At 71.9% G+C, this 19,468-nt stretch carries 18 protein-coding genes and 1 pseudogene; 8 read left to right on the top strand and 11 right to left on the bottom strand.

All coding sequences use genetic code 11. The features are described from left to right. On the top strand, positions 1 to 1,701 hold a 1,701-nt coding region (locus tag C1J01_RS31795), incomplete at its 5' end, for a YfjP family GTPase (RefSeq protein WP_111182665.1). Here the strand turns inward: C1J01_RS31795 and C1J01_RS31790 are convergent. From C1J01_RS31790 to tdh, 3 genes are all read right to left on the bottom strand, one after another. Further along, on the bottom strand, positions 1,687 to 2,589 hold the full coding sequence (locus C1J01_RS31790; protein ID WP_111182664.1) for a LysR family transcriptional regulator: 903 nt from the start codon (positions 2,587 to 2,589) through the stop codon (positions 1,687 to 1,689). The two genes, C1J01_RS31795 and C1J01_RS31790, sit on opposite strands and share 15 nt — an antisense overlap. A 75-nt stretch (positions 2,590 to 2,664) precedes the next feature. Beyond that, on the bottom strand, positions 2,665 to 3,834 hold the full coding sequence (locus C1J01_RS31785) for a glycine C-acetyltransferase (RefSeq protein WP_111182663.1): 1,170 nt from the start codon (positions 3,832 to 3,834) through the stop codon (positions 2,665 to 2,667). Continuing rightward, positions 3,835 to 4,935 (bottom strand): L-threonine 3-dehydrogenase, encoded by a 1,101-nt coding sequence (gene tdh, locus C1J01_RS31780; protein WP_220040199.1) that lies wholly within the window; start codon positions 4,933 to 4,935, stop codon positions 3,835 to 3,837. 238 nt (positions 4,936 to 5,173) lie between these two features. Between tdh and C1J01_RS31775 the strand changes: the two genes are divergently transcribed. Both C1J01_RS31775 and C1J01_RS53230 read left to right on the top strand, forming a co-directional pair. After that, positions 5,174 to 6,346, top strand: coding sequence for a Gfo/Idh/MocA family protein (locus C1J01_RS31775; RefSeq protein ID WP_111182662.1), 1,173 nt, complete (start codon positions 5,174 to 5,176; stop codon positions 6,344 to 6,346). A gap of 377 nt (positions 6,347 to 6,723) precedes the next feature. Beyond that, complete coding sequence (locus tag C1J01_RS53230; protein WP_268958761.1) at positions 6,724 to 6,849, top strand: hypothetical protein; 126 nt, start codon at positions 6,724 to 6,726, stop codon at positions 6,847 to 6,849. 34 nt (positions 6,850 to 6,883) lie between these two features. Here C1J01_RS53230 and C1J01_RS31770 read toward each other — a convergent pair whose 3' ends face one another. The 7 genes from C1J01_RS31770 to C1J01_RS31740 form a co-directional block, all read right to left on the bottom strand. Then, positions 6,884 to 7,960: an SPFH domain-containing protein gene (locus C1J01_RS31770; RefSeq protein ID WP_111182661.1), complete on the bottom strand. Its 1,077-nt coding sequence runs from the start codon at positions 7,958 to 7,960 to the stop codon at positions 6,884 to 6,886. 4 nt (positions 7,961 to 7,964) lie between these two features. After that, complete coding sequence (locus C1J01_RS31765; RefSeq protein ID WP_111182660.1) at positions 7,965 to 8,396, bottom strand: NfeD family protein; 432 nt, start codon at positions 8,394 to 8,396, stop codon at positions 7,965 to 7,967. Positions 8,397 to 8,470: 74 nt separating this feature from the next. Continuing rightward, positions 8,471 to 9,526: a L,D-transpeptidase gene (locus tag C1J01_RS31760; RefSeq protein WP_235854797.1), complete on the bottom strand. Its 1,056-nt coding sequence runs from the start codon at positions 9,524 to 9,526 to the stop codon at positions 8,471 to 8,473. A 175-nt stretch (positions 9,527 to 9,701) separates the two neighbouring features. Continuing rightward, on the bottom strand, positions 9,702 to 10,805 hold the full coding sequence (gene fahA, locus C1J01_RS31755; protein WP_111182658.1) for a fumarylacetoacetase: 1,104 nt from the start codon (positions 10,803 to 10,805) through the stop codon (positions 9,702 to 9,704). Then, positions 10,802 to 11,572 (bottom strand): hypothetical protein, encoded by a 771-nt coding sequence (locus C1J01_RS31750; protein ID WP_111182657.1) that lies wholly within the window; start codon positions 11,570 to 11,572, stop codon positions 10,802 to 10,804. The genes fahA and C1J01_RS31750 overlap by 4 nt, the downstream gene beginning before the upstream one ends. Continuing rightward, on the bottom strand, positions 11,569 to 12,738 hold the full coding sequence (locus C1J01_RS31745) for a homogentisate 1,2-dioxygenase (protein ID WP_111182656.1): 1,170 nt from the start codon (positions 12,736 to 12,738) through the stop codon (positions 11,569 to 11,571). The genes C1J01_RS31750 and C1J01_RS31745 overlap by 4 nt, the downstream gene beginning before the upstream one ends. An 81-nt stretch (positions 12,739 to 12,819) precedes the next feature. Continuing rightward, a complete protein-coding gene (locus C1J01_RS31740) occupies positions 12,820 to 13,449 on the bottom strand; it encodes an IclR family transcriptional regulator (RefSeq protein WP_111182655.1) in 630 nt (209 codons plus the stop codon). 81 nt (positions 13,450 to 13,530) lie between these two features. Here C1J01_RS31740 and C1J01_RS31735 point away from each other — a divergent pair, with 81 nt between their 5' ends. The 3 genes from C1J01_RS31735 to C1J01_RS31725 all read left to right on the top strand — a co-directional run bounded on the left by C1J01_RS31735 (position 13,531) and on the right by C1J01_RS31725 (position 16,017). Next, entirely contained in the window at positions 13,531 to 14,187 is a 657-nt protein-coding gene (locus C1J01_RS31735; protein ID WP_146615790.1) for a hypothetical protein, read from the top strand. A gap of 42 nt (positions 14,188 to 14,229) precedes the next feature. Continuing rightward, a complete protein-coding gene (locus tag C1J01_RS31730; protein ID WP_111182653.1) occupies positions 14,230 to 15,360 on the top strand; it encodes an NAD(P)/FAD-dependent oxidoreductase in 1,131 nt (376 codons plus the stop codon). A gap of 168 nt (positions 15,361 to 15,528) precedes the next feature. Beyond that, on the top strand, positions 15,529 to 16,017 hold the full coding sequence (locus C1J01_RS31725; protein WP_111182652.1) for a hypothetical protein: 489 nt from the start codon (positions 15,529 to 15,531) through the stop codon (positions 16,015 to 16,017). Here the strand turns inward: C1J01_RS31725 and C1J01_RS31720 are convergent. After that, a complete protein-coding gene (locus tag C1J01_RS31720; RefSeq protein ID WP_111182651.1) occupies positions 16,004 to 17,272 on the bottom strand; it encodes an MFS transporter in 1,269 nt (422 codons plus the stop codon). The two genes, C1J01_RS31725 and C1J01_RS31720, sit on opposite strands and share 14 nt — an antisense overlap. Before the next feature lie 190 nt (positions 17,273 to 17,462). Here C1J01_RS31720 and C1J01_RS31715 point away from each other — a divergent pair, with 190 nt between their 5' ends. Both C1J01_RS31715 and C1J01_RS31710 read left to right on the top strand, forming a co-directional pair. Continuing rightward, entirely contained in the window at positions 17,463 to 18,758 is a 1,296-nt protein-coding gene (locus tag C1J01_RS31715; protein ID WP_111182650.1) for a hypothetical protein, read from the top strand. Positions 18,759 to 19,035: 277 nt separating this feature from the next. Continuing rightward, positions 19,036 to 19,468 (top strand): annotated as a pseudogene (locus tag C1J01_RS31710) (cell division protein); the annotation flags it as partial.

The following is a 19,468-nucleotide window of genomic DNA, read 5'->3' as shown; positions in this document are numbered from 1 at the left end:
CGGGTGGACGCCCTGCTGGAGGCGGCGTCGCTGGGGGAGGGGCGGCTGTCGGAGCAGGCCGTGTCGGCCGCGCGGGCGGTGGCCGAACGCGCCGGGGCACGACGGGGGCTCTCGATCGACCACACCGTGGCCGCTCTGGCCGGGGCCACGGGGAGCGGGAAGTCGTCCCTGTTCAACGCTCTCGCGGGTGACGAGGTGGCGGCCGTGGGCGTCACCCGGCCGACGACCTCCACCGCCCAGGCGGTGCTCTGGGACGGCGAGGGCGCGGGCCCGCTGCTGGACTGGCTCGACATCCCGCAGCGCCACTCCACCCGGTCTCAGGCCGGCGCGCCCGACATATCCGGACTTGTCCTCCTGGACCTGCCCGACCACGACTCCATCCGCCTGTCCCACCGCCTGGAGGTCGACCGCCTGGTGGAGCTGGTGGACCTGCTGGTCTGGGTGGTCGACCCGCAGAAGTACGCCGACGCCGCGCTCCACGAGCGTTACCTGCGCCCCCTGGCCGCGCACCGCGACGTGATGCTGGTGGTCCTCAACCAGGTCGACCGCCTGCCCGCCCAGGCCGTCGACCGCTGCCTGAGCGACCTGCGCCGCCTGCTGGACGGTGACGGCCTGACGGACGTGCCGGTCCACGCCGTGTCGGCGCGTACCGGGCAGGGGATGGACGACCTGCGCAAGCTCCTCGGAGACCGCGTCGCGCAACGTACGGCGTGGTCCGCCCGCCTCGCCGCCGACGTCACGACCGCCGCCGCCCACCTGACCACCGCCGGCCCCGCCACTCCCGAGCCGGAGCCGGTCGCGAGCGGCGGCGTGCTCGCCCAGGGCCGGGCCGAGCCGGTCGGAGAGGACGTGACGCCACCGCCGGTGGGCGGCGGCAAGCGGCTGGAGGGGGCCGGAAGGGCGCTCACCGGGGCGTTGTGCGCGGCGGCCGGCGTGCCCGTCGTGGTGGAGGCCGTGGCGAAGGGACACCGGCACCGCGCCGTCGTCGCCACCGGCTGGCCGGTCACCCGATGGGTCCGCAGGTTCCGCCCCGACCCGCTGCGCAGACTCCGCGTCGGCGTCGCCCCCACGACGAGACCCGAACTCCCCGCCTCACGTGAGGAGGCCGGCGGGATCGTGGGGCGGACGTCCGTTCCGGCGGCGTCTGTGGTGCAGCGTACCCAGGTCGACACGGCCATCAGGGACGTCGGCGAGGTGGCCGCGTCCGGGCTGCCGGGGCCGTGGGCGGCGTCGGTGCGGCAGGCGGCGCGGTCGCACGCCCGCGAGCTCGCCGACGCGGTGGACCGGGTGGTGGCCACGACCTCGGCCGGCGCGACCAAGCGCCCGCGCTGGTGGCGGGCGGTGAACGTGCTGCAGTGGCTGGTGTTCGCGGCCATGCTGGCCGGGGTGGTGTGGCTGGGCGTCCTGTTCGCGGTGGACTATCTGCGCCTGCCCGAGCCGCCGGTCCCGACCGCCGGGGAGGTGCCGTGGCCGACGGTGCTGCTGCTGGGCGGCGTGGCGGCGGGCGTGCTGATCGCGTTGTTGTCGCGGCTGGCGGCCTGGGCGGGCGGCGCGCGCCGGGCCCGCCGTACGGCCAAGGCCCTGCGCGCGGCCATCGACCAGGTCGGCGCCGAGCTCGTCCTGGAGCCCGTGCGGGCGGAACTGCAGACGTACGCCCGCTTCACCGACGCCCTCACCCGCGCGGGCTCACCGCGACCCTAGCGAGCCGGCGACCGTGCGCAGGGCCCACAGGAGGGGGCGCAGGAGCGGATGGGCCTCCGATCCGCGGCGTACGGCGGCGAAGACCCGGCGCTCCGGCCCCGGCGTGTGCCGCACCACGACCCCCGGCGCCGCCATGTCGCGCAGCGCCAGCCGCGGCACCAGCGCCACCCCCGCCCCCGCCCCGACCAGCGCGACCACGGCACGGAAGTCGTCGGAGCAGTGCACGAGGTTCGGCGTGAACCCGGCCTGCTGGCAGGCGAACGTGATCACATCGTGCACCGGATTGCCCGGATAGGGCCCGATCCACGTCTCGGAGGCCAGCGACACCAGCGTGGCCGACCCGGCCAGCGGATGTCCTTCTGGAAGCACCAGGTCGAACGGTTCGGAGTAGAGGGGGCTGCGCCACAGCCGGCGGTCGGAGGCGTCGGGAGCGCCCCGGTATTCGACGGTGACGGCCAGGTCGGCCCCGCCGTCCAGCAGCATGGCGAGGCTGTGGTCACCCTCGGCGTCGAGCACCCGCACCCGCAGCCCCGGCGCGGTCGTGCGCAGCGCCGCGATCGCGGGGGAGAGCGTCGCGCTGATCGCCGTCGCGAAGCAGGCCACGGTGACCTCACCCGCCTCGCCGGTCGTGTACGCGGCCACCTCGGCCTCGGCCCGCTCCAGCTGGGCGAGCACCTCGTTGGCGTGACCCAGCATGATCTTTCCGACGGCCGTGAGCCGCACCCCGCGCCCGTCACGGGTGAACAGCCGGTGGCCCACCTCGTGCTCCAGCGCCACGAGCTGCTGCGACACGGCGGACGGGGTGAGGTGCAGCGCCGCCGCGGCCGCCGTGACCGTGCCATGATCGGCCACCGCGCGCAACGTGCGCAACCGGCGCGTGTCGATCATGGCCTCACTCCGTTCGGCGGCGCTCCTGCCGGCGACGGCGCTCCCGCGCGGAGTGCCGTCGCCTGGCGAGGATACTCAGCCCCGGGCCTGGACGAACGCCTGGACGGCGCGGTCGACGTCCTCCGTGGAGTGGGCGGCCGAGAGCTGGACGCGGATGCGCGCCTGGCCGTGCGGGACGACCGGGTAGGAGAAGCCGATGACGTAGATGCCGAGGTCGAGCAGGCGCTCGGCCATGGCGGAGGCCTTGGCGGCGTCGCCGATCATCACGGGCACGATCGGGTGGTCGCCCGGCAGGATGTCGAACCCGGCCTTGGTCATCTCGCTGCGGAAGCGCGCGGTGTTGGAGCGCAGCTGTTCGCGGGCGTCGGCGGAGGTCTCCAGCAGGTCGAGGATGCGCAGCGACGCCGAGGCGATGACCGGGGCCAGCGAGTTGGAGAACAGGTACGGGCGCGAACGCTGGCGCAGCAGCTCGCAGATCTCCTTGCGGGCCGCGACGTAACCGCCGCTGGCGCCGCCGAGCGCCTTGCCGAGCGTGCCGGTGATGATGTCGATCCGGTCGGTGACGCCGTGCAGCTCGGGCGTGCCCCGGCCGGTCGGGCCGACGAAGCCGACGGCGTGGGAGTCGTCCACCATGACCATGGCGTCGTAGCGGTCGGCCAGGTCGCAGATCTCGCGCAGCGGGGCGACGTAGCCGTCCATGGAGAACACGCCGTCGGTGACGATCAGCCGCCGGCGCGCCTCGGACGCCTCCTTCAGCCGGGCCTCCAGCTCGGCCATGTCACGGTTGGCGTAGCGGAAGCGCTGGGCCTTGGACAGGCGGATGCCGTCGATGATGCTGGCGTGGTTGAGCGCGTCGGAGATCACCGCGTCCTGCGCGTCGAGCAGCGTTTCGAACACGCCGCCGTTGGCGTCGAAGCAGGAGCTGTAGAGAACGGTGTCCTCCATGCCGAGGAACTCCGACAGCCGGCCCTCCAGCTCCTTGTGCACCTCCTGGGTGCCGCAGATGAAACGCACGGAGGCCATGCCGAAGCCCCAGCGGTCGAGCGCCTGCTTGGCGGCCTCGACGACGGTGGGATCGTCGGCCAGGCCCAGGTAGTTGTTGGCGCAGAAGTTCAGCACCTCGCGGCCGGCCACGGCGACCTGCGAGCTCTGCGGGGTGGAGATGACGCGCTCGGGCTTGAGCAGCCCGGCCTCGGCGATCTCGTCGAGCGTCGTACGCAACTGCTCCCGCACGTTCGTGAACATCTAGGCACTCCTGTTCATGGTCGCGGCCGCTTCGGCCTCCGTTGGCTCGTTCCCCGCGCTCTCCGGCCGAGTCGCGTCGCTCCAGTCCAGGATGACCTTGCCGGTGCGGCCGCTCGCGGCCGTGTCGAAGGCGACGTCGAAGTCTCGGTAGGAGAACCGATCGGTGATGACGGGGGACAGGTCGAGACCCTTCTCCAGCAGGACCGACATGTTGTACCAGGTCTCGTACATCTCGCGGCCGTAGACGCCCTTGATGGTGATCATGGAGGTCACGACGGCGGACCAGTCGATGGCGAACTCCTCGGCGGGCAGCCCCAGCATGGCGATCTTGCCGCCGTGCGTCATGCTCGCGATCATCTGCCGGACGGCCGCCGGGTTGCCGGACATCTCCAGCCCCACGTCGAAGCCCTCGCGCAGGTGGAGCCGGCGCATGCCCTCGTCGATGGAGGACCTGGAGACGTTGAGCGCGAGCGAGACGCCGAGCTTACGGGCCAGGTCGAGGCGTTCGTCGCTGACGTCGGTGATCATCACGTTGCGCGCGCCGACATGGGTGGCCACGGCCGCCGCCATCAGCCCGATCGGGCCGGCCCCGGTGATCAGCACGTCCTCGCCGACGAGGGGAAAGGACAGCGCGGTGTGCACGGCGTTGCCGAACGGGTCGAAGATGGCCGCGATGTCCGGGTCGACCGGCACGCGGTGCACCCACACGTTGGAGGCGGGCAGCGTGAGGTACTCGGCGAAGGCGCCGTCGCGGTTGACGCCGAGGCCGACCGTGTTGCGGCACAGGTGGCGGCGGCCCGCCATGCAGTTGCGGCACTTGCCGCAGACGATGTGGCCCTCGCCGCTGACGAGGTCGCCGACGGAGATGTCCTCGACGCCGGGCGCGACCTCGACCACCTGGCCGGAGAACTCGTGGCCGATGATGAGCGGAAGCTCGAGCGTGTGCCGCGCCCAGTCGTCATATTTCCGGATGTGGAGGTCGGTGCCGCAGATCCCGGTGCGCAGCACCCGGATCTTGACCTCGCCGGGCCCCACCTCCGGCTCCGGCACGTCGACGAGCCAGAGCCCGGGCTCGGCCTTCTCCTTGACCAGCGCCTTCATCGCACCACTTCCCCCTCTACGAACCTAACGCACTGTGCCCGGTCGGCTCGGCACGTGTCCATCGAGGGATTCTTAAGTGCCCCCACAGCTCTCCTTCACGCGACGACCGCAGCCAAGCATGGCTGTGCGCAAATATGCTTGTTTTGGCCTGGTTATCTGCATAAATCGGTATTAACCTCCGAATCGGTCCGTACCTGCGGGCCGGGCACCGCGGTCGCTCACGTCGAAAGGGACACCAGTGGAAGACCTGCGCATCGGAGTCATCGGGCTCGGGCTGCGGGTGAGCATCGCCCTGGCCGCCCACCGCCCCGGCAGGGGCTCGGTCGTGGCGGCGCTGTGCGACTCCGACCCGGACGTGCTCAAGCGGCAGGCCGGGCGGTTCGAGGCGGACTTCCGCACCGAGAACCACCGGGAGCTGCTCGACCGGCCCGACATCGACGCGGTCATCGTCAACACCCCCGACGACACGCACGAGCGCATCGCCGTCGACTGCCTCCAGGCCGGCAAGGCCGTCTACCTGGAGAAGCCGATGGCCATCACCGTCGAGGGCTGCGACAACGTCCTGCGCGCGGCCCGCGAGAGCGGCACCCGCCTGTACGTCGGCCACAACATGCGCCACATGGGGGTCGTCCGGCTGATGCGCGACGTCATCCGCAAGGGCGTCATCGGCGAGCCGAAGACCGTCTGGGTGCGCCACTTCGTCTCCTACGGCGGCGACTACTACTTCAAGGACTGGCACGCCGACCGCACCCGTACGACGGGCCTGCTGCTGCAGAAGGCGGCGCACGACCTCGACGTCATCCACTGGCTGGCCGGCGGCTACACCACCCGGGTCAACGCCCTCGGCGACCTCCTGCTCTACGGCGACCTGCCGCGCCGGGCGCCGGACACGCCGCGCCCGGAGGGCTGGCTCCAGGAGTACGAGTGGCCGCCCACGGCACGCGAGAATCTGCACCACGTCATCGACGTCGAGGACGTGTCGGTCATGAACATGCGCCTGGACAACGGGGTCGTCGCCGCCTACCAGCAGTGCCACTTCACCCCCGACTACTGGCGCAACTACACGGTCGTCGGCACCGAGGGACGGCTGGAGAACTTCGGCGACGGCCCCGGCCACACGGTGAAGGTCTGGAACACCGGGCCCACCGGCTACCGGGACGACTGCGACATCGCGTACAAGGTGCCGGCCGCGGAGGGCTCGCACGGCGGGGCCGACGCGCAGATCATCGCCGAGTTCTGCCGGTTCGCCCGCGACGGCGGCGCGACCGACACCTCGCCGGTGGCGGCCCGGATGAGCGTGGCCGCGGGCTACATGGCCACGATGTCCCTGCGCGACGGTGGCACCCCGTACGACGTCCCGCCGCTGGACCCGGAACTGGCCGCGTACTTCGACAACGGCCAGATTTGCTGAGCGAAGGAGCCGTCTCGGGAAGGGACCCGGCGCTGACCCCCTTTACCGCTCGGTGTGGGAGCTGACCTACCCCGAACTGGCCGCGATCGCCGGACGGCCTCACCTCGACGGCGCCGTCCGTGGAAGGCGGTGGGAACTCGGGTGGGGGTTGTGGACAGTAGACGTATGTGTGATGAGCGAGATCGACCGGGCGCTCGCGAAGCGTCTCCCACGCCGCACCGTCCTGGTCCCCGCCCTGGGGGCCGTCGCCGCCGCCGCGGTGGCGCTGCCGCTGCTCTTCGGCGGCGGACCCGCGTACGCGGTGACGAAGGGCGCCGACGGCCTCGTCCACATCACCATCAACGAGGCCAAGGACCATCGGCCCGGGGCAGACGGGCGTGCTGGAGTTCAGCGTCGGCGAGGTCGGCGGAAGCGTGGTCGCCGGCATCTGGGGCCGGGTGGGCGACGGCCCGATCGCCGCCTGTGAGCTGGTGGACACCGCTGAGGCGCCGCTGTCCCACTGAGGTGCCCGCCGCGGCGCCGGGCACCTCGCGCGGGTCAGCGTTCGGCCTCGGAGCGTTCGCGGTCGGTCGCCGGGAACGGGGCCGGGTCGGGGACGGCCTGGGTGAGCTGGCGCGGGCCTTTGGGGCTCTCGGCGTCCTGGGCGTCGGCGACCGCCTCGGCCGCCGCCTCCGAGGCCTTGGCGACCTCCTCGTCCATCTCGGCCGGCTCGGGCCGTTCGTCGCGCGTCGCCTGCGAGGGCGGCAGCGCCTCGGTGAACGCCTTCGAGACCCCCTGCAGCGCCGAGGTGACCTCGCTCGGGATCACCCAGAACGTGTTGCCGCTGCCCTGCGCGAGCTGCGGCAGCACCTGAAGATACTGGTACGCCAGTAGCTTCGGGTCGGGGTCGTTGCGGTGGACCGCCTGGAAGACCTGGTCGATGGCCCGCGACTGGCCCTCGGCCTCCAGGATGGCCGCCGCCCGCTGGCCCTCGGCGCGCAGGATGCGGCTCTGCTTGTCGCCTTCGGCGGTGAGGATCTGCGACTGACGCTGGCCCTCGGCGGTGAGGATCGCCGCGCGCTTGTCACGCTCGGCCCGCATCTGCTTCTCCATCGCGTCCTTGATGGTCTTGGGCGGGTCGATGGCCTTGATCTCGACGCGGTTGACGCGGATGCCCCACTTGCCGGTGGCCTCGTCGAGCACGCCGCGCAGCTGGCTGTTGATGGTGTCGCGGGAGGTGAGGGTCTTCTCCAGGTCCATGGAGCCGACGACGTTGCGCAGCGTGGTGACGGTGAGCTGCTCGACGGCCTGGATGTAGTTGGCGATCTCGTACGCCGCCGCCCGAGGGTCGGTGACCTGGAAGTAGAGCACCGTGTCGATCTCGACGACGAGGTTGTCCTCGGTGATGACCGGCTGGGGGCGGAAGGAGACGACCTGCTCGCGCAGGTCGATCACGGGGTAGACCCGGTCGATGTACGGGATGACGAAGTTGAGGCCGGGCTTGAGCGTGCGGTGGTAGCGCCCGAGACGCTCGACGTTGCGCGCACGGGCCTGAGGGATGATCCGCACGGCCTTGAACAGGGTGACGACCGCGAAGAGTATGACGAACAATCCGACTATGAACAGCGGATCCATTGGATCACTCCCGGGGATAGACGAGGGCTGTGGCCCCCTCGATCTCGATGATGTCGACGGTCGCCCCCGCGGGGATGACGAGAGTCTCGTCGTAGGCGCGCGCCGACCATTCCTCGCCTCCGACGCGCACGCGCCCGTCGCGGCCCGTCACCTCGGAGACGACGTAAGCGGGTTTCCCGACGAGTGCCTCCACACCGAACCGCTGCAACTGCGGCTGCTGGACATGACGCATCGCGATCGGCCTGAGCACGAACAGGCCCGCCGCGGAGGACAGCGCGAAGAAGATTAACTGCAAGGGCACCGGCAGCCCGAGCGCCGCGGTCGCGGCGGTCAGGAGAGCGGCCGCGCCCAGCAGGCCCAGCGAGGCCGTCAGCGTGAAAATCTCGGCCACGCCAAGGACGACTGCGAGGATTACCCAGATGACCCATGCGTCCATGTCTTTGGCCCTCCTGGTGGGAACAACGGGCCGGAGTTCGTATGTGGTTCCCTCTCCCTACGTTAGTCCTCATTTCAGCGCTCCGGCACCCGCGCCAGTGCGCTTCCTTGCCGCCATTTCTCCCACGGCAGCTGCCAGAAACCCCAGCCGTTGTCCCATTCGAGAAGACGGTCGGTGCCGGTGATGACGACCGGATCGCCGCGCAACGAGTTTGCGTAGAACCAGGCCGCCTGGTCGGGCCTGGCGTTGACGCATCCGTGGCTGACGTTTTCCCGGCCCTGCGCCCAGACGTTGTCCTTGGCGTGCACGTATTCGCCGCTGTCGGAAATGCGTACGGCGTGGTCGATCATCAGGTCGTAATAACCGGGATCGCCTTCCTCGCGGCCCGGGGAAATCATCCGCACCGGATTCCCCTTCTCCATCGTCAGGTGGATGCCGCTCGTCGTGGTGTATTCGTGCGTCGTCGCCATGCCGGCGCTGATGGGCATGCGCTGGACCGGTATTCCGTCGCGGGTGACGACCATCTGGTGGGTTCTCGTGTCGACGGTGCTGAGCTGGTGGCGGCCCACCGTGAAGGAGAACGTGGTGTCGGCGCCGCCGTACAGGCCGCCCGCGCGCAGGCCGGCCAGGTGGGCGGTGACGGTGACGGTCTGCCGCGGCGCCCAGTACGCACGCGTACGGTAGACGACCCGCGTGTCGCTCACCCACCGCCAGGCGCCCTCGACCGGCCGCTCGGCGGTGACCTCGAGCGCCCGCTCGACCGCCGCCCGGTCGGGCACGGCCCGGTCGAAGTCGAGGATGATCGGCATGCCGGTGCCGACGGTCTCGCCGGGCAGCGGCGTGGTCGCGGCCACCTGGAACGTGCGGGACAGCGCGCGGGTGCGGACGCGGCCCATCGTCACCGCGGCCGGCGCCCCCTCGCGGACGGCGGTGGCGGTCACGGTGTATTCGCTGGCGGGTTTGAGCGTCCAGTCGGTGCGCCAGGTCGTCCGCGAGGGGTCGAGCCGGCCGGGCACGGGCTCGCCGCCCTGGGTGACCAGCACCTGGCTGAGCGTGCCGCCCTGCGCCGTGACGACCAGGCCGCGATCGGTGCGGGCCTGGACGCTGTCGAACGGCGGCCAGACGCGCACGACCGGAGGCGCCGCGGGGGTCGCCGCCGTGACCGCGCCGCACCCACAAATCATCACAAAAGCGGCCAAAACGACACAGAACAACGCGGCACGCCGCATGCGACTCCTGCTTTCCGAGGGACGGGGGGTGATCCCAAGATTAGCGGTCTGTCACGATGCAAGCACGCCAAGTGACTTATCCGACGGTTCCCGACACCTCGCCCAATGTCAGGTCGCCCGCCGTGGCCCTGATGGTGACCGTGTCGCCCTCCTGCAGGAACGTCCGCGTCTCGCCGCCCGGCAGTTTGATCGGCTCGGTCCCGTTCCAGGTCAGCTCGATGAGCGAGCCGCGCTGGTCGGGCTCTGGGCCGGAGACCGTGCCGCTGGCGAACAGGTCTCCCGTGCGCAGGGAGGCGCCGTTCACCGTCATGTGCGCGAGCATCTGGTCCGGCGTCCAGTACATCGCCGAGTACGGCGGCCGCGACACGACCTCGCCGTTCAGCACGATCTCCAGGTGGACGTCCAGGCCCCAGTCGCCCTGCCGGCGCAGGTAGCCGCCCGGCTCCGGGTCCTGCGGGCGGCCCGGGAGGCGGGGCAGCGCCTCCAGCGGCGTCACCCACGGCGAGACCGACGTGGCGAACGACTTGCCCAGGAACGGCCCGAGCGGCACGTACTCCCACGCCTGGATGTCGCGCGCGCTCCAGTCGTTGACCAGCGTCACCCCGAACACGTGGTCCTCGAACGCCCCCGCCGGCGAGCCCATCTCGGTCGGCACCCCGACCACGAACCCGAGCTCCGCCTCGATGTCGAGCTTGCGGGACGGCCCGAACTCGCCCGGCCCGAGCTGCCCGGACGGGCGCTTGACCGGCGTGCCGGACACCACGACCGTGCCCGCGCGGCCGTGGTAGCCGACGGGCAGGTGCCGCCAGTTGGGCTGCAGCGGCTCGGAGCCGGGGCGGAAGATCCGGCCGATGTTGCTCGCGTGCTCCAGGGAGCAGTAGAAGTCGACGTAGTCGGCCACCTCGAAGGGCATGTGCAGGCGCACGTGCTCCAGCGGGATCAGGTGCGGCTCGGTGACCGCGAGGTCGCCGGTGAGCTTGTTCCGGATGAGCGTCCTGGTGTCGTGCCAGGCCGTGCGGCCCCTGGCCATGAACGGATTGAGCGACGGCGCGGCGAACACCTCGTCGTGCAGCGCGGGCGCCAGGTCGAGCACCCGGTCGCCGTAGCGCACCCCGACCCTCGGCCGCTCACCGGGGCAGGAGAAGACGCCGTAGGGCAGGTTGTCGACACCCCAGCTCACCGGCGAGCCTCCTCGATCAGCCCGAGCGCGTGCAGGTCCTCCAGGGGCGCGCTGGTGTTGCACGAGCCGTAGCTCACCAGCAGCCGCCGCGCCTGCTCGGCGGTGTCGTCGTTGACGGCCCCCGCCATCCGGACGAGGTGGCCCACGTCGGTGGTGCGCAGCACGGGCGCGGGGTCGCGGCCCTCCACGGCCTCGCAGACGGCCAGCAGCAGGTTGAGGAAGCCGTGCCGGTCCACGCCGAGGGAGGGGTCGAAGTGGCGCACGGCGTGGTGCAGGCCGGCCGTGGCCTTGAACGGCACGTCGTTGTCCACGCAGAACCGGACGAACTGCGCCAGGTGCTCGACCGGCGGGAACTTGTCGGCCGTCGTGCCGCCGCAGCGCACCTTCAGCCCCGTGCCGGCGGGCACGCTGAGGCCCGGCCGGCCCGCCGGGATCTCCACGAACAGCCGCACGCCGGGCGGCAGCGCCAACTGGGCGACCAGCGTCTCGATCGGCGTGTCGGGCGGCAGCACGGTCTCCACGAGGTCGACCGGCAGGTCGCCGAAGTCGGGCATCTCGTCGGTGTCGAGGATCAGCCCGACGCGCCGGGGGCGTACGTCCTTGCCGCGCAGCCGTTCGATCCGGCTCGCGGGGCACAGCAGGCGGTGGGTGAGGACGGGGTGGCCTGTCTCCAGGTCCCGCATGTGGCGCGCCAGCGCCTCGTCCATGTGCAGGGACGTCGGCGGGAACAGGCCCGCGTCGTCCACCAGAGCGGCGTAGAGAATCATCGTGCCCAGGTCCAGGCGTATCCGGGGTCCTCGCAGGACAGAGCGTCCCTGCCGAGGTCGAGCGGGCGGAAGGTGTCCACCATGACGGCCATCTCGCTCGTCGTCGTGACGCCGCGTCCGACCGCGTCGATCACCGCCTCCACCGCGCCGGGCTGCGGCCCGTGGGTGAACCCGGCCGGGTGCAGCGAGATCGAGCCGACGTCGATGCCGGAGCCCTTGCGCGCGGAGTAGTCGCCGCCGACGTAGAACATGAACTCGTCGGAGTCGACGTTGTGGTGGTTGTACGGGATCGGGATGGCCTCGGGGTGGTAGTCGAGCGGCCGCGGGCAGAACGAGCACACCACGAACCCGGGCCCCTCGAAGGTCTGGTGCACCGGCGGCGGCGCGTGCGTCTTCTTCACGATCGGCTCGAAGTCGTCGATGTTGAACGCGTACGGATAGAGGTAGCCGTCCCAGCCCACGACGTCGAACGGGTGGTTGCGGTAGACGAGCCTGGTCAGCCCGCCCCGGGTGCGTACGAGGACGGGCACCTCCTCGCCCTCCACGGTGAACGGCTCGGCGGGGGCGCGCAGGTCGCGCTCGCAGTAGGGCGCGTGCTCCAGGAACTGGCCGTACTGCGACAGGTAGCGCTTCGGCGGCCTGATGTGGCCGGAGGCCTCGATGGCCAGCACGTTGACCGGCCCGTCGGGCACCCAGCGGTGGATGGTGCCGGTCGGGATCACGACGTAGTCGCCCTCGCCGGCCTCGATCACGCCGTACGTCGACTCGAAGCGCACCCGCCCGCGCTGCACGTAGACGCACTCGTCGCCCATGGAGTTGCGGTAGAGCTCGCTGGGCCGGTCGCTGGTGGCATACGACAACCGGACGTCGGCGTTGCCCGCCAGCAACATCCGCCCCGAGACCAGGTCGCCGGCGCTGGAGAGCTCCTGGGTGCGGAAGTGACGCGGCGAGAGCGGCACGTTCGGCTCCAGCCTGGTGGCCGCGGCCGGCGTGACCGCCTCCGCCTTGACGATCGCGGTGGGCAGGTGACGGTGGTAGAGCAGCGAGGAGTCGGACGAGAAGCCCTCCTCGCCCATCAGCTCCTCGGCGTAGAGGCCGCCGTCCGGCCGCCTGAACTGCACGTGCCGTTTACGCGGCACCTCTCCCACGACCCGGTAGTACGGCATACGCACCCCGCTCTTGGCGTCCGTTAATCGGACACTAATGTCCTGTATACGTGCTTACCGTCCGCCATCGCCCGGGAGATGTCAACCCAGCACGGCGGCCAGCTCGGCGGCGGCGGCCACCACGCGCGGCCCGGTGGCCTCCTCCAGCGGCCCGAACGTCACCACCCCGACGGACGCCTCCAGCCACGGCAGGCCGGGGACCGGCGCGGCGACGCCACGTGCCCCTTCCTGCAACTGCCCCTCAGAGAGGAAGTAGTCGTGCCGCCCCTCGCGCAGCGCCAGGATCGCCTGCCCGGCCGCCCCTTTCGTCAGCGGATGCCGTGACCCCTCCCGGTAGGCGACGTGCATGTCGGTCCAGGACGGCTCCACCACGGCCACCGCCAGCCCGTCGTCGCCCTCGGCCACGGTCAGGTGCGCGGTCGCGCCGACCTGCTCGGCCAGCCGCCGCAGCGTCGGCACCGCCGCCGCCCGCAGCAGCGGCTGCACGGCCTGGGCCAGCGCCAGCACCCCGAACCCGAGGTGCACCCGGCCCTCGGCGTCCCGGCGCACGAACCCCTCGCCCATCAGCGTCGTCAGCAGCCGGTACACCACCGGCCGGCTCAGCGACAGCTCGGCGCTCAGCTCGGTCGGCGTGCGCCCGCCCCTGCCGTCGGCGAGCAGGCGCAGCAGGCGGAGCCCGCGCTCCAGGGTCTGAGCTGATTCAGCGGCCATGCGACCGATTATGGGACGCCGCCATGGTGACGCCGGCCGAGGAAGGGGTACGTATCCCGCCACGGGAACCGGGGGGTGACGATGCGGCAGTGGTGGGTTCTCCTGCTCGCCGGGCTGGCTGTGTGCGCGGTGGCGCCGATCCTGTCGTCCATCAACGCGCCCATGGTGGAGATGTCGCGCGAGACCCCGGTCGAGCCCCGCAAGGTCAGCCTGACCTACCACGACCCCCCGGACGGGCTGCTCGTCGAGGACACCGTCTACCTCACCGAGGGCATCGAGGTGAACGAACGCCTGCTGGCCGCGGGCAAGGACGTCGCCTTCCGCCCCGGCCACCTCGCCGCCGGCGTCAGGGTCGACAGGAACGGCCGCCTCTCCGGCACGCCGCAGCAGGCCGGCACGTACGTCGCCTCGGTCGTAGGGTGCGCCGGGCGGACGTGCGACAAGGACGACGTGACCCTGGTGGTGCTCGGCAACGTGCCGTGGCAGCCGCGCGAGCTGGCCTTCCCCGGCCGGGCCGGCGCCCCGCTCGACGGTGAGATCGGCGTCGAGGGCGGGCCGGCCGGCGTGCTGCCGACCTTCACCGTGACCGACTACGAGAAGCTGCCCAAGGGCGTGAGCATCGGGCCCGACGGCCGGGTGGGCGGCGTCCCGGCGGCGCCGGGCGCCTTCGAGGTGCCGGTGCGGATCTGCGTGGCGGGCAACTGCGCGGGCGTGGTCGTCCAGCTGCTCATCGCCTGACGTCTCTTGCGGCGGGGCGCCCTCTCCGGTCACCGTGGTCTCATGAAATCGGTCATTGTGGTCGGGGCGGGCATTTGGGGCGCATCGCTGGCGTTGCGGCTGGCCGAGGCGGGCTGGCAGGTGACGCTGGTCGAACAGCACAAGCCCGGACACGTCCGGCAGTCCAGCGCGGGGGAGACCCGGCTGCTGCGCAGCGCGCACGGCGTGGACGAGTGGTACACGCGCCTCGCGTGGCGGGCCCGGGACGCCTGGCGGCGGCTGGGCGAGCGGGCGGGCGTCACGCTGTACGAGGAGGCGGGCATGATGTGGTTCGCCGGGACGCCCGACGGGTGGGAGCACGCCAGCTCCCAGGTCCTGAAAAATCTGGATATTCCGTGTGAGGTGCTCGACCCGGCCGACGGCGGCCGGTTCTTCCCCGACTTCCGTGGCGACGACCTGAGCTTCCTGCTGTGGGAGCCGCACGCGGGCGTGATCAGGGCCAGGCGGGCCACCCAGGTGACCGCCGCCCTCGCGGAGGCCGCCGGGGTCCGGCTGGTCAGGGCGCGGGCGGTGCCGGTGGCGGGCGACGGGGCGCCGTACGCGTGCGCGGTCGAGGTGGACGGCGAGGTGCGGCAGGCCGACCGGGTGGTGTGGGCGTGCGGCGCGTGGCTGCCCGCGCTGTTCGACGGGCTGCCGATCAGCGTGACCAAGCAGGACACCCTGCACTTCGCGGTGCCGCCCGCGTGGTCGGTCCCGGAGACGCCGGCCTGGGTCGACCACGGCGCCTCGGCGTACGGGCACGGCGACGTCGACGGGGTGGGCATGAAGGCCACCTCCGACGCCGAGGGGCGGCCGTACGAGCCGGAGCACGGCCCGCGCACGGTCGACCCGGAGAGCGTCGAGCAGGCCAGGGCCTACCTGCGGCGCCGCTTCCCGTCCCTGGCCGAGGCGCCGGTGCTGTTCACCCAGGTCTGCCAGTACGCGCTCACGCCCGACGCCGAATGGCTGATCGCCGAGGCCGCGCCCGGGGTGTGGCTGCTCGGCGGCGACTCGGGCCACGGGTTCAAGCACGCCCCGGTGCTGGCCGAGTACGTGACGGGGGTGCTCGCCGGCGACCACGCCCCCGAACCCCGCTTCGGCCTCCACGAACGCCAGGAGGCCCGCGGCCTGCGCACCAGCGGCCGCATCGGCTGACACCCCCTGACCGTGGAGGGCGTCTCCCTGCGCGGCCCTGACGGTGGTCGTCCCTACCGGGTGCAGGTGGGCGGTCCGCAGGGGAACTCGGGGGGCTGCGGGCGTGATCCGGGCGGGTCCGGTGGCGGAGACTTCGGGGACCACGCCGCATTCCCTTGGAGGACCGCCATGAGCACCGTCGTCAACGCCCGCGCGACCGTCGAGCCGCCGCCCGTCGTCCACGCCGCCGTCATGCTGTGGCTGGCGGCGGTCGCGTTCGGTGTGTTCGAGACCGTCCTGGTGGTCGCCAGGGAATTGTACGAGGGCACCTCGACGGTCGCCGAGCTGCTGCCCGGAGCCGGGCTCCGGCTGGTGGTGTTCGCCGGGGCGATGTTCCTGGCGCTGCGGCTCCGGGACGGGGCCGGGTGGGCGCGCTGGACACTGGCCGGCACGCTGGGCGTGTTCGGCACGCTCTCCCTCGTGGTCGAGCCCGTCCGGTGGCTGCTGGCGGGCGGCTCGATCGCCGAGGCCGTGGCCGGGGCCGACGCGGCCGGGCTGGCGTTCGCGGCCGGCCGGGTCCTGCACGTGCTCGCCGTGCTCGGGGCGATGCTGCTGATGTTCCAGCCCCGCGCCACGGCGTACGTCAGGTCTGACGTCCCTTCGCTCAGGTCGCAGTGACCTGGCGGCCGGGGTCGGTGGCCTCCTGGGGGCGCGGGGCGCGCAGGTTGCGGACGCCCGGGGACAGCAGCGCGGCCAGCGTGGCGATCACGATGATGACCGCGCAGCCGAGCAGCGACTCCTTCGTGCCGAAGAGACCGGCCGCGCTCCCGGCCACCAGCAGCCCGATCGGGCCGAACATCAGCGACCCGAGCATGTCGTACGAGCTGACCCGCGACAGCGACTCGGCCGGGACCTCGCGCTGCATCGTCGTCTGCCACAGCACGCCGAACACGTCGAAGCAGACGCCGAGCACGAACGCCCCGGCCACGATCGCCCACAAGGGCGCGTCCGCCCCGAGCAGCGCGTACGGCAGAGCGGTCGGCAGGCACAGCAGGACGGCCACCAGGATCGGCCGGCGGGGCCGCAGCCGCAGCGACAGGGCCACCCCGGCGATCGTCCCGATGGCCTCGCCCGCCAGGAACGCCGACCAGGCGGCCGGGCCGCCCAGGCTCTCCTTGGCGATGAGCGGGCCGAGCACGCCGTGCCCGGCCTGGATGGCCATGACCATCAGCGAGAACTGCGCGACCACCACCCAGATCCACTGGCGCGAGCTGAACTCCCGCCAGCCGTCGCGCAGGTCGGTCAGCACCGAGTGGCTCTCACCGGCCGACCGGTCGCCCGGCGGCAGGCGCAACATCGCGATCAGCGTGCCCGCGATCGCGTACATGGCGCCGCTGATGGCCAGCGCCCAGCCGCCGCCGAACAGCACCACCGTGCCGCCGCCCAGCACCGCGCCGGCCACGCGCGAGGCGTTCGCGCCCAGGCCGAGCAGCGCGTTGCCGGCCTGCAGCCGGTCGAGCGGCACGACCTCGGGGATGATCCCGGTCAGCGCGGGGAACGCGAGCGCCGTGCCGATGCCGCTGAGGGCGGCCGCGACGCCCAGCGCGACCAGCGGCGTCCAGCCGGTGAGCAGCATCGCCGCCAGCCCGAAGAACCCGGCCGCCATGAGCAGCTCGCCGGCCATCATCACCCGCTGCCGCGGCATCCGGTCGGCGACCACGCCGCCGACCAGGATGAACAGGATCATGGGCACCGCCTGCGCGGTGAGCACCACCGACAACGTGGAGGCCGTCGCCCCGGGCAGGTTGAGGATGCCGAACGCCAGGGCGACCGGGGAGAACGCGCTGCCCAGGACCGAAATCGTCCGGGCGGACAGCAGCAGGGCGAAGCGCCTGTCCCGGAGCAGCCCGAGATCATGTGTGAATCCGTGCACCTGCGCCGACCCCCTGAAATAACGGCAAACTCCGTTATTCTGCCGTACTCGCCGCTGGTTGTCGCCGGAATATTTCGCGTCGACGTCCTACCGACCAAGGCGTGAACAAAGTGTTGATGTCGTTGTACGCAGCTGATCGTCCGGATAGTGTGCGATTTGCCCGCGATCACTCCCTGGAAGCAAAGGTGCCATGAGAAAGCGGTTACGGCAGGTCTTCGTCATCGGACTCACCCTCTCTCTTCTTGGCATCGGCGTGCCGGCGTGGTCCCAGGACGATCCGAGGAGCTGCAACGACGAGCTCCCGGCGGGCACCCCGTCGTACGTCGTCTGCCGCTGGCTGGCGACTCCCGAGGAGGCCCTGGAGATCGCCAAGTTCTGGCTCGACAACGACGGCCAGAACATGATCGACGCCGACCCGCAGAACCCGATCACGATCGACTGCTCCGAGCCGGGCAACGAGTGCCCGACCGACTCCGAGGGTGACGGCGAGCTGCACGACGTCGACTCGCCCGACGTGCCGGGCGCCGTCGACGGCGGCACGCCGGAGTGCCAGAACGGCGAGCAGTGCTACGTCGATCCCAGCGAGGTCACCGCGGCGGAGAAGGCCGCGGCCATGGAGACCCCGACCGGCCAGGCCGCGCGGCAGGCGGTCGCCGAGACCACCATGCGCGTCTGGATCGACACCGAGCTGTCCGACGACTACAAGGCCGGCAAGCTCGCCGAGGCCGCCAAGAAGGTCGCCGCGCTGGCCGCCGCCCAGCCGGGCGTCGTGGGCGTGCGGTTCACCTCGCAGCTCGGCTACGACCAGGCGTTCGCCACCGCCGAGGAGCTGGACGCGTTCGTCGCCGAGACCACGGCCGCACTGCGCACCGCGCTGCCGGGCAAGAAGCTGGCCGCGCACACGGTGGTGCCGATCCTGGGCTGCGGCGCGAACGAGGCCTGCCAGGCCGAGATGACCGAGAAGTACCCGCTGCTCGACCCCGAGCGCATCGGCGCCTGGCTGGCCAGGGGCTACATCGACCAGCTCACGCTGGACACCGGCCACATGGCCACCGAGTACGCCGCCTGGCAGATCGACGCCGCCCAGGCCCAGCGCAACCAGTGGATCCAGGTCGGCGCCCGCGCCTGGGACGCCTACGCGCAGATCTCCGCCGAGGACGCCTCGTTCGCCTCCGTCGGGTCCGCCCAGCTCACCGAGGAGCAGGCCACCCAGGCCATCGCCGACCGCATCGCCACCCCGCTGCAGAGCGAGGCGGCCGAGACGGTCACCCTGTGGAGCCGCTGGCAGAACGACCAGGGTCAGGTCAGCCGCGTGTACGGCGAGCAGTGGGCCCCCAACGCCACGTGGGACCAGCTCAAGAAGCTCTCCTCGATCCGCCCCCGCCTGGCCACCCTGTACGACCCGGCCCACCCCGAGGTGGACGTGGCCACCGACCTGAAGAACCTCTCGGAGGTCTTCGGCCAGGTGTACCTGCACGCCGCCTGACGATCCCCTCGTACGGCCCCCTGCTGATCGCGGCGGGGGGCCGTTCGCTTTTCCAGGCGTGGCCTCGCGGCCAGGGTCCTGTGGACGGGCGTTGCCCGCGGCTGCGGCCCGTGAGACGTTCGAAGCCGCGGGAAGGGTCACGGGCCGGCGGCCGCCACAGGAGGCCGCCGGGCTGTGATGGACAGCGCCAAGGCCGACCCGACGTCGGGTAAGTCGCGTTTTCGGTATCTTGCGTAACTCGAGATGACCGAACACCCCCGACAGAAGGGAACGGCGCGTGTCTGACGATGCCGGCCTTCAGGCGCTTCGCGAGGCGGCGCGTCTCTCGCCCGACAACCTCCCCCTGCGTCAGCTCCTGGCCCAGCAGCTCCTGGACAAGGGATACCTGGCCGAGGCGGAGGCCGAGTTCCGCGCGGCGCTCGTGCTCTCTCCGAAGAACCACGACATCACGGAGGGCCTGGCCGAGGTCTTCGTCCGCCAGGGCCAGCACGGTGCCGCGCTGGCGGCGCTGGAGCCGCTGCTGACCGCGCCCGGCTGCCCGCCGCGTCTCGGCGTGCTGGCGGCGCGGGCGCTCCTGGGCGAGGGCGACACCCAGGGCGCGTCGGCGCGCTACCACGACGCGGTCGCCCGCGACCCCTCCGTGGCCGACCCCGATCTCGCCGCCCGCCTGATGCCCCTGGTCACGCCGTCGATCTCGCGGACCCCGGCGC

The sequence above is a fragment of the Nonomuraea aridisoli genome, from assembly GCF_003236395.1.
In the GTDB taxonomy this organism is placed as follows: Bacteria; Actinomycetota; Actinomycetes; order Streptosporangiales; family Streptosporangiaceae; genus Nonomuraea; species Nonomuraea aridisoli.
The sequence above is the reverse complement of the archived record's forward strand: the minus strand, read 5'-3'. Positions and strand labels throughout refer to the sequence as shown.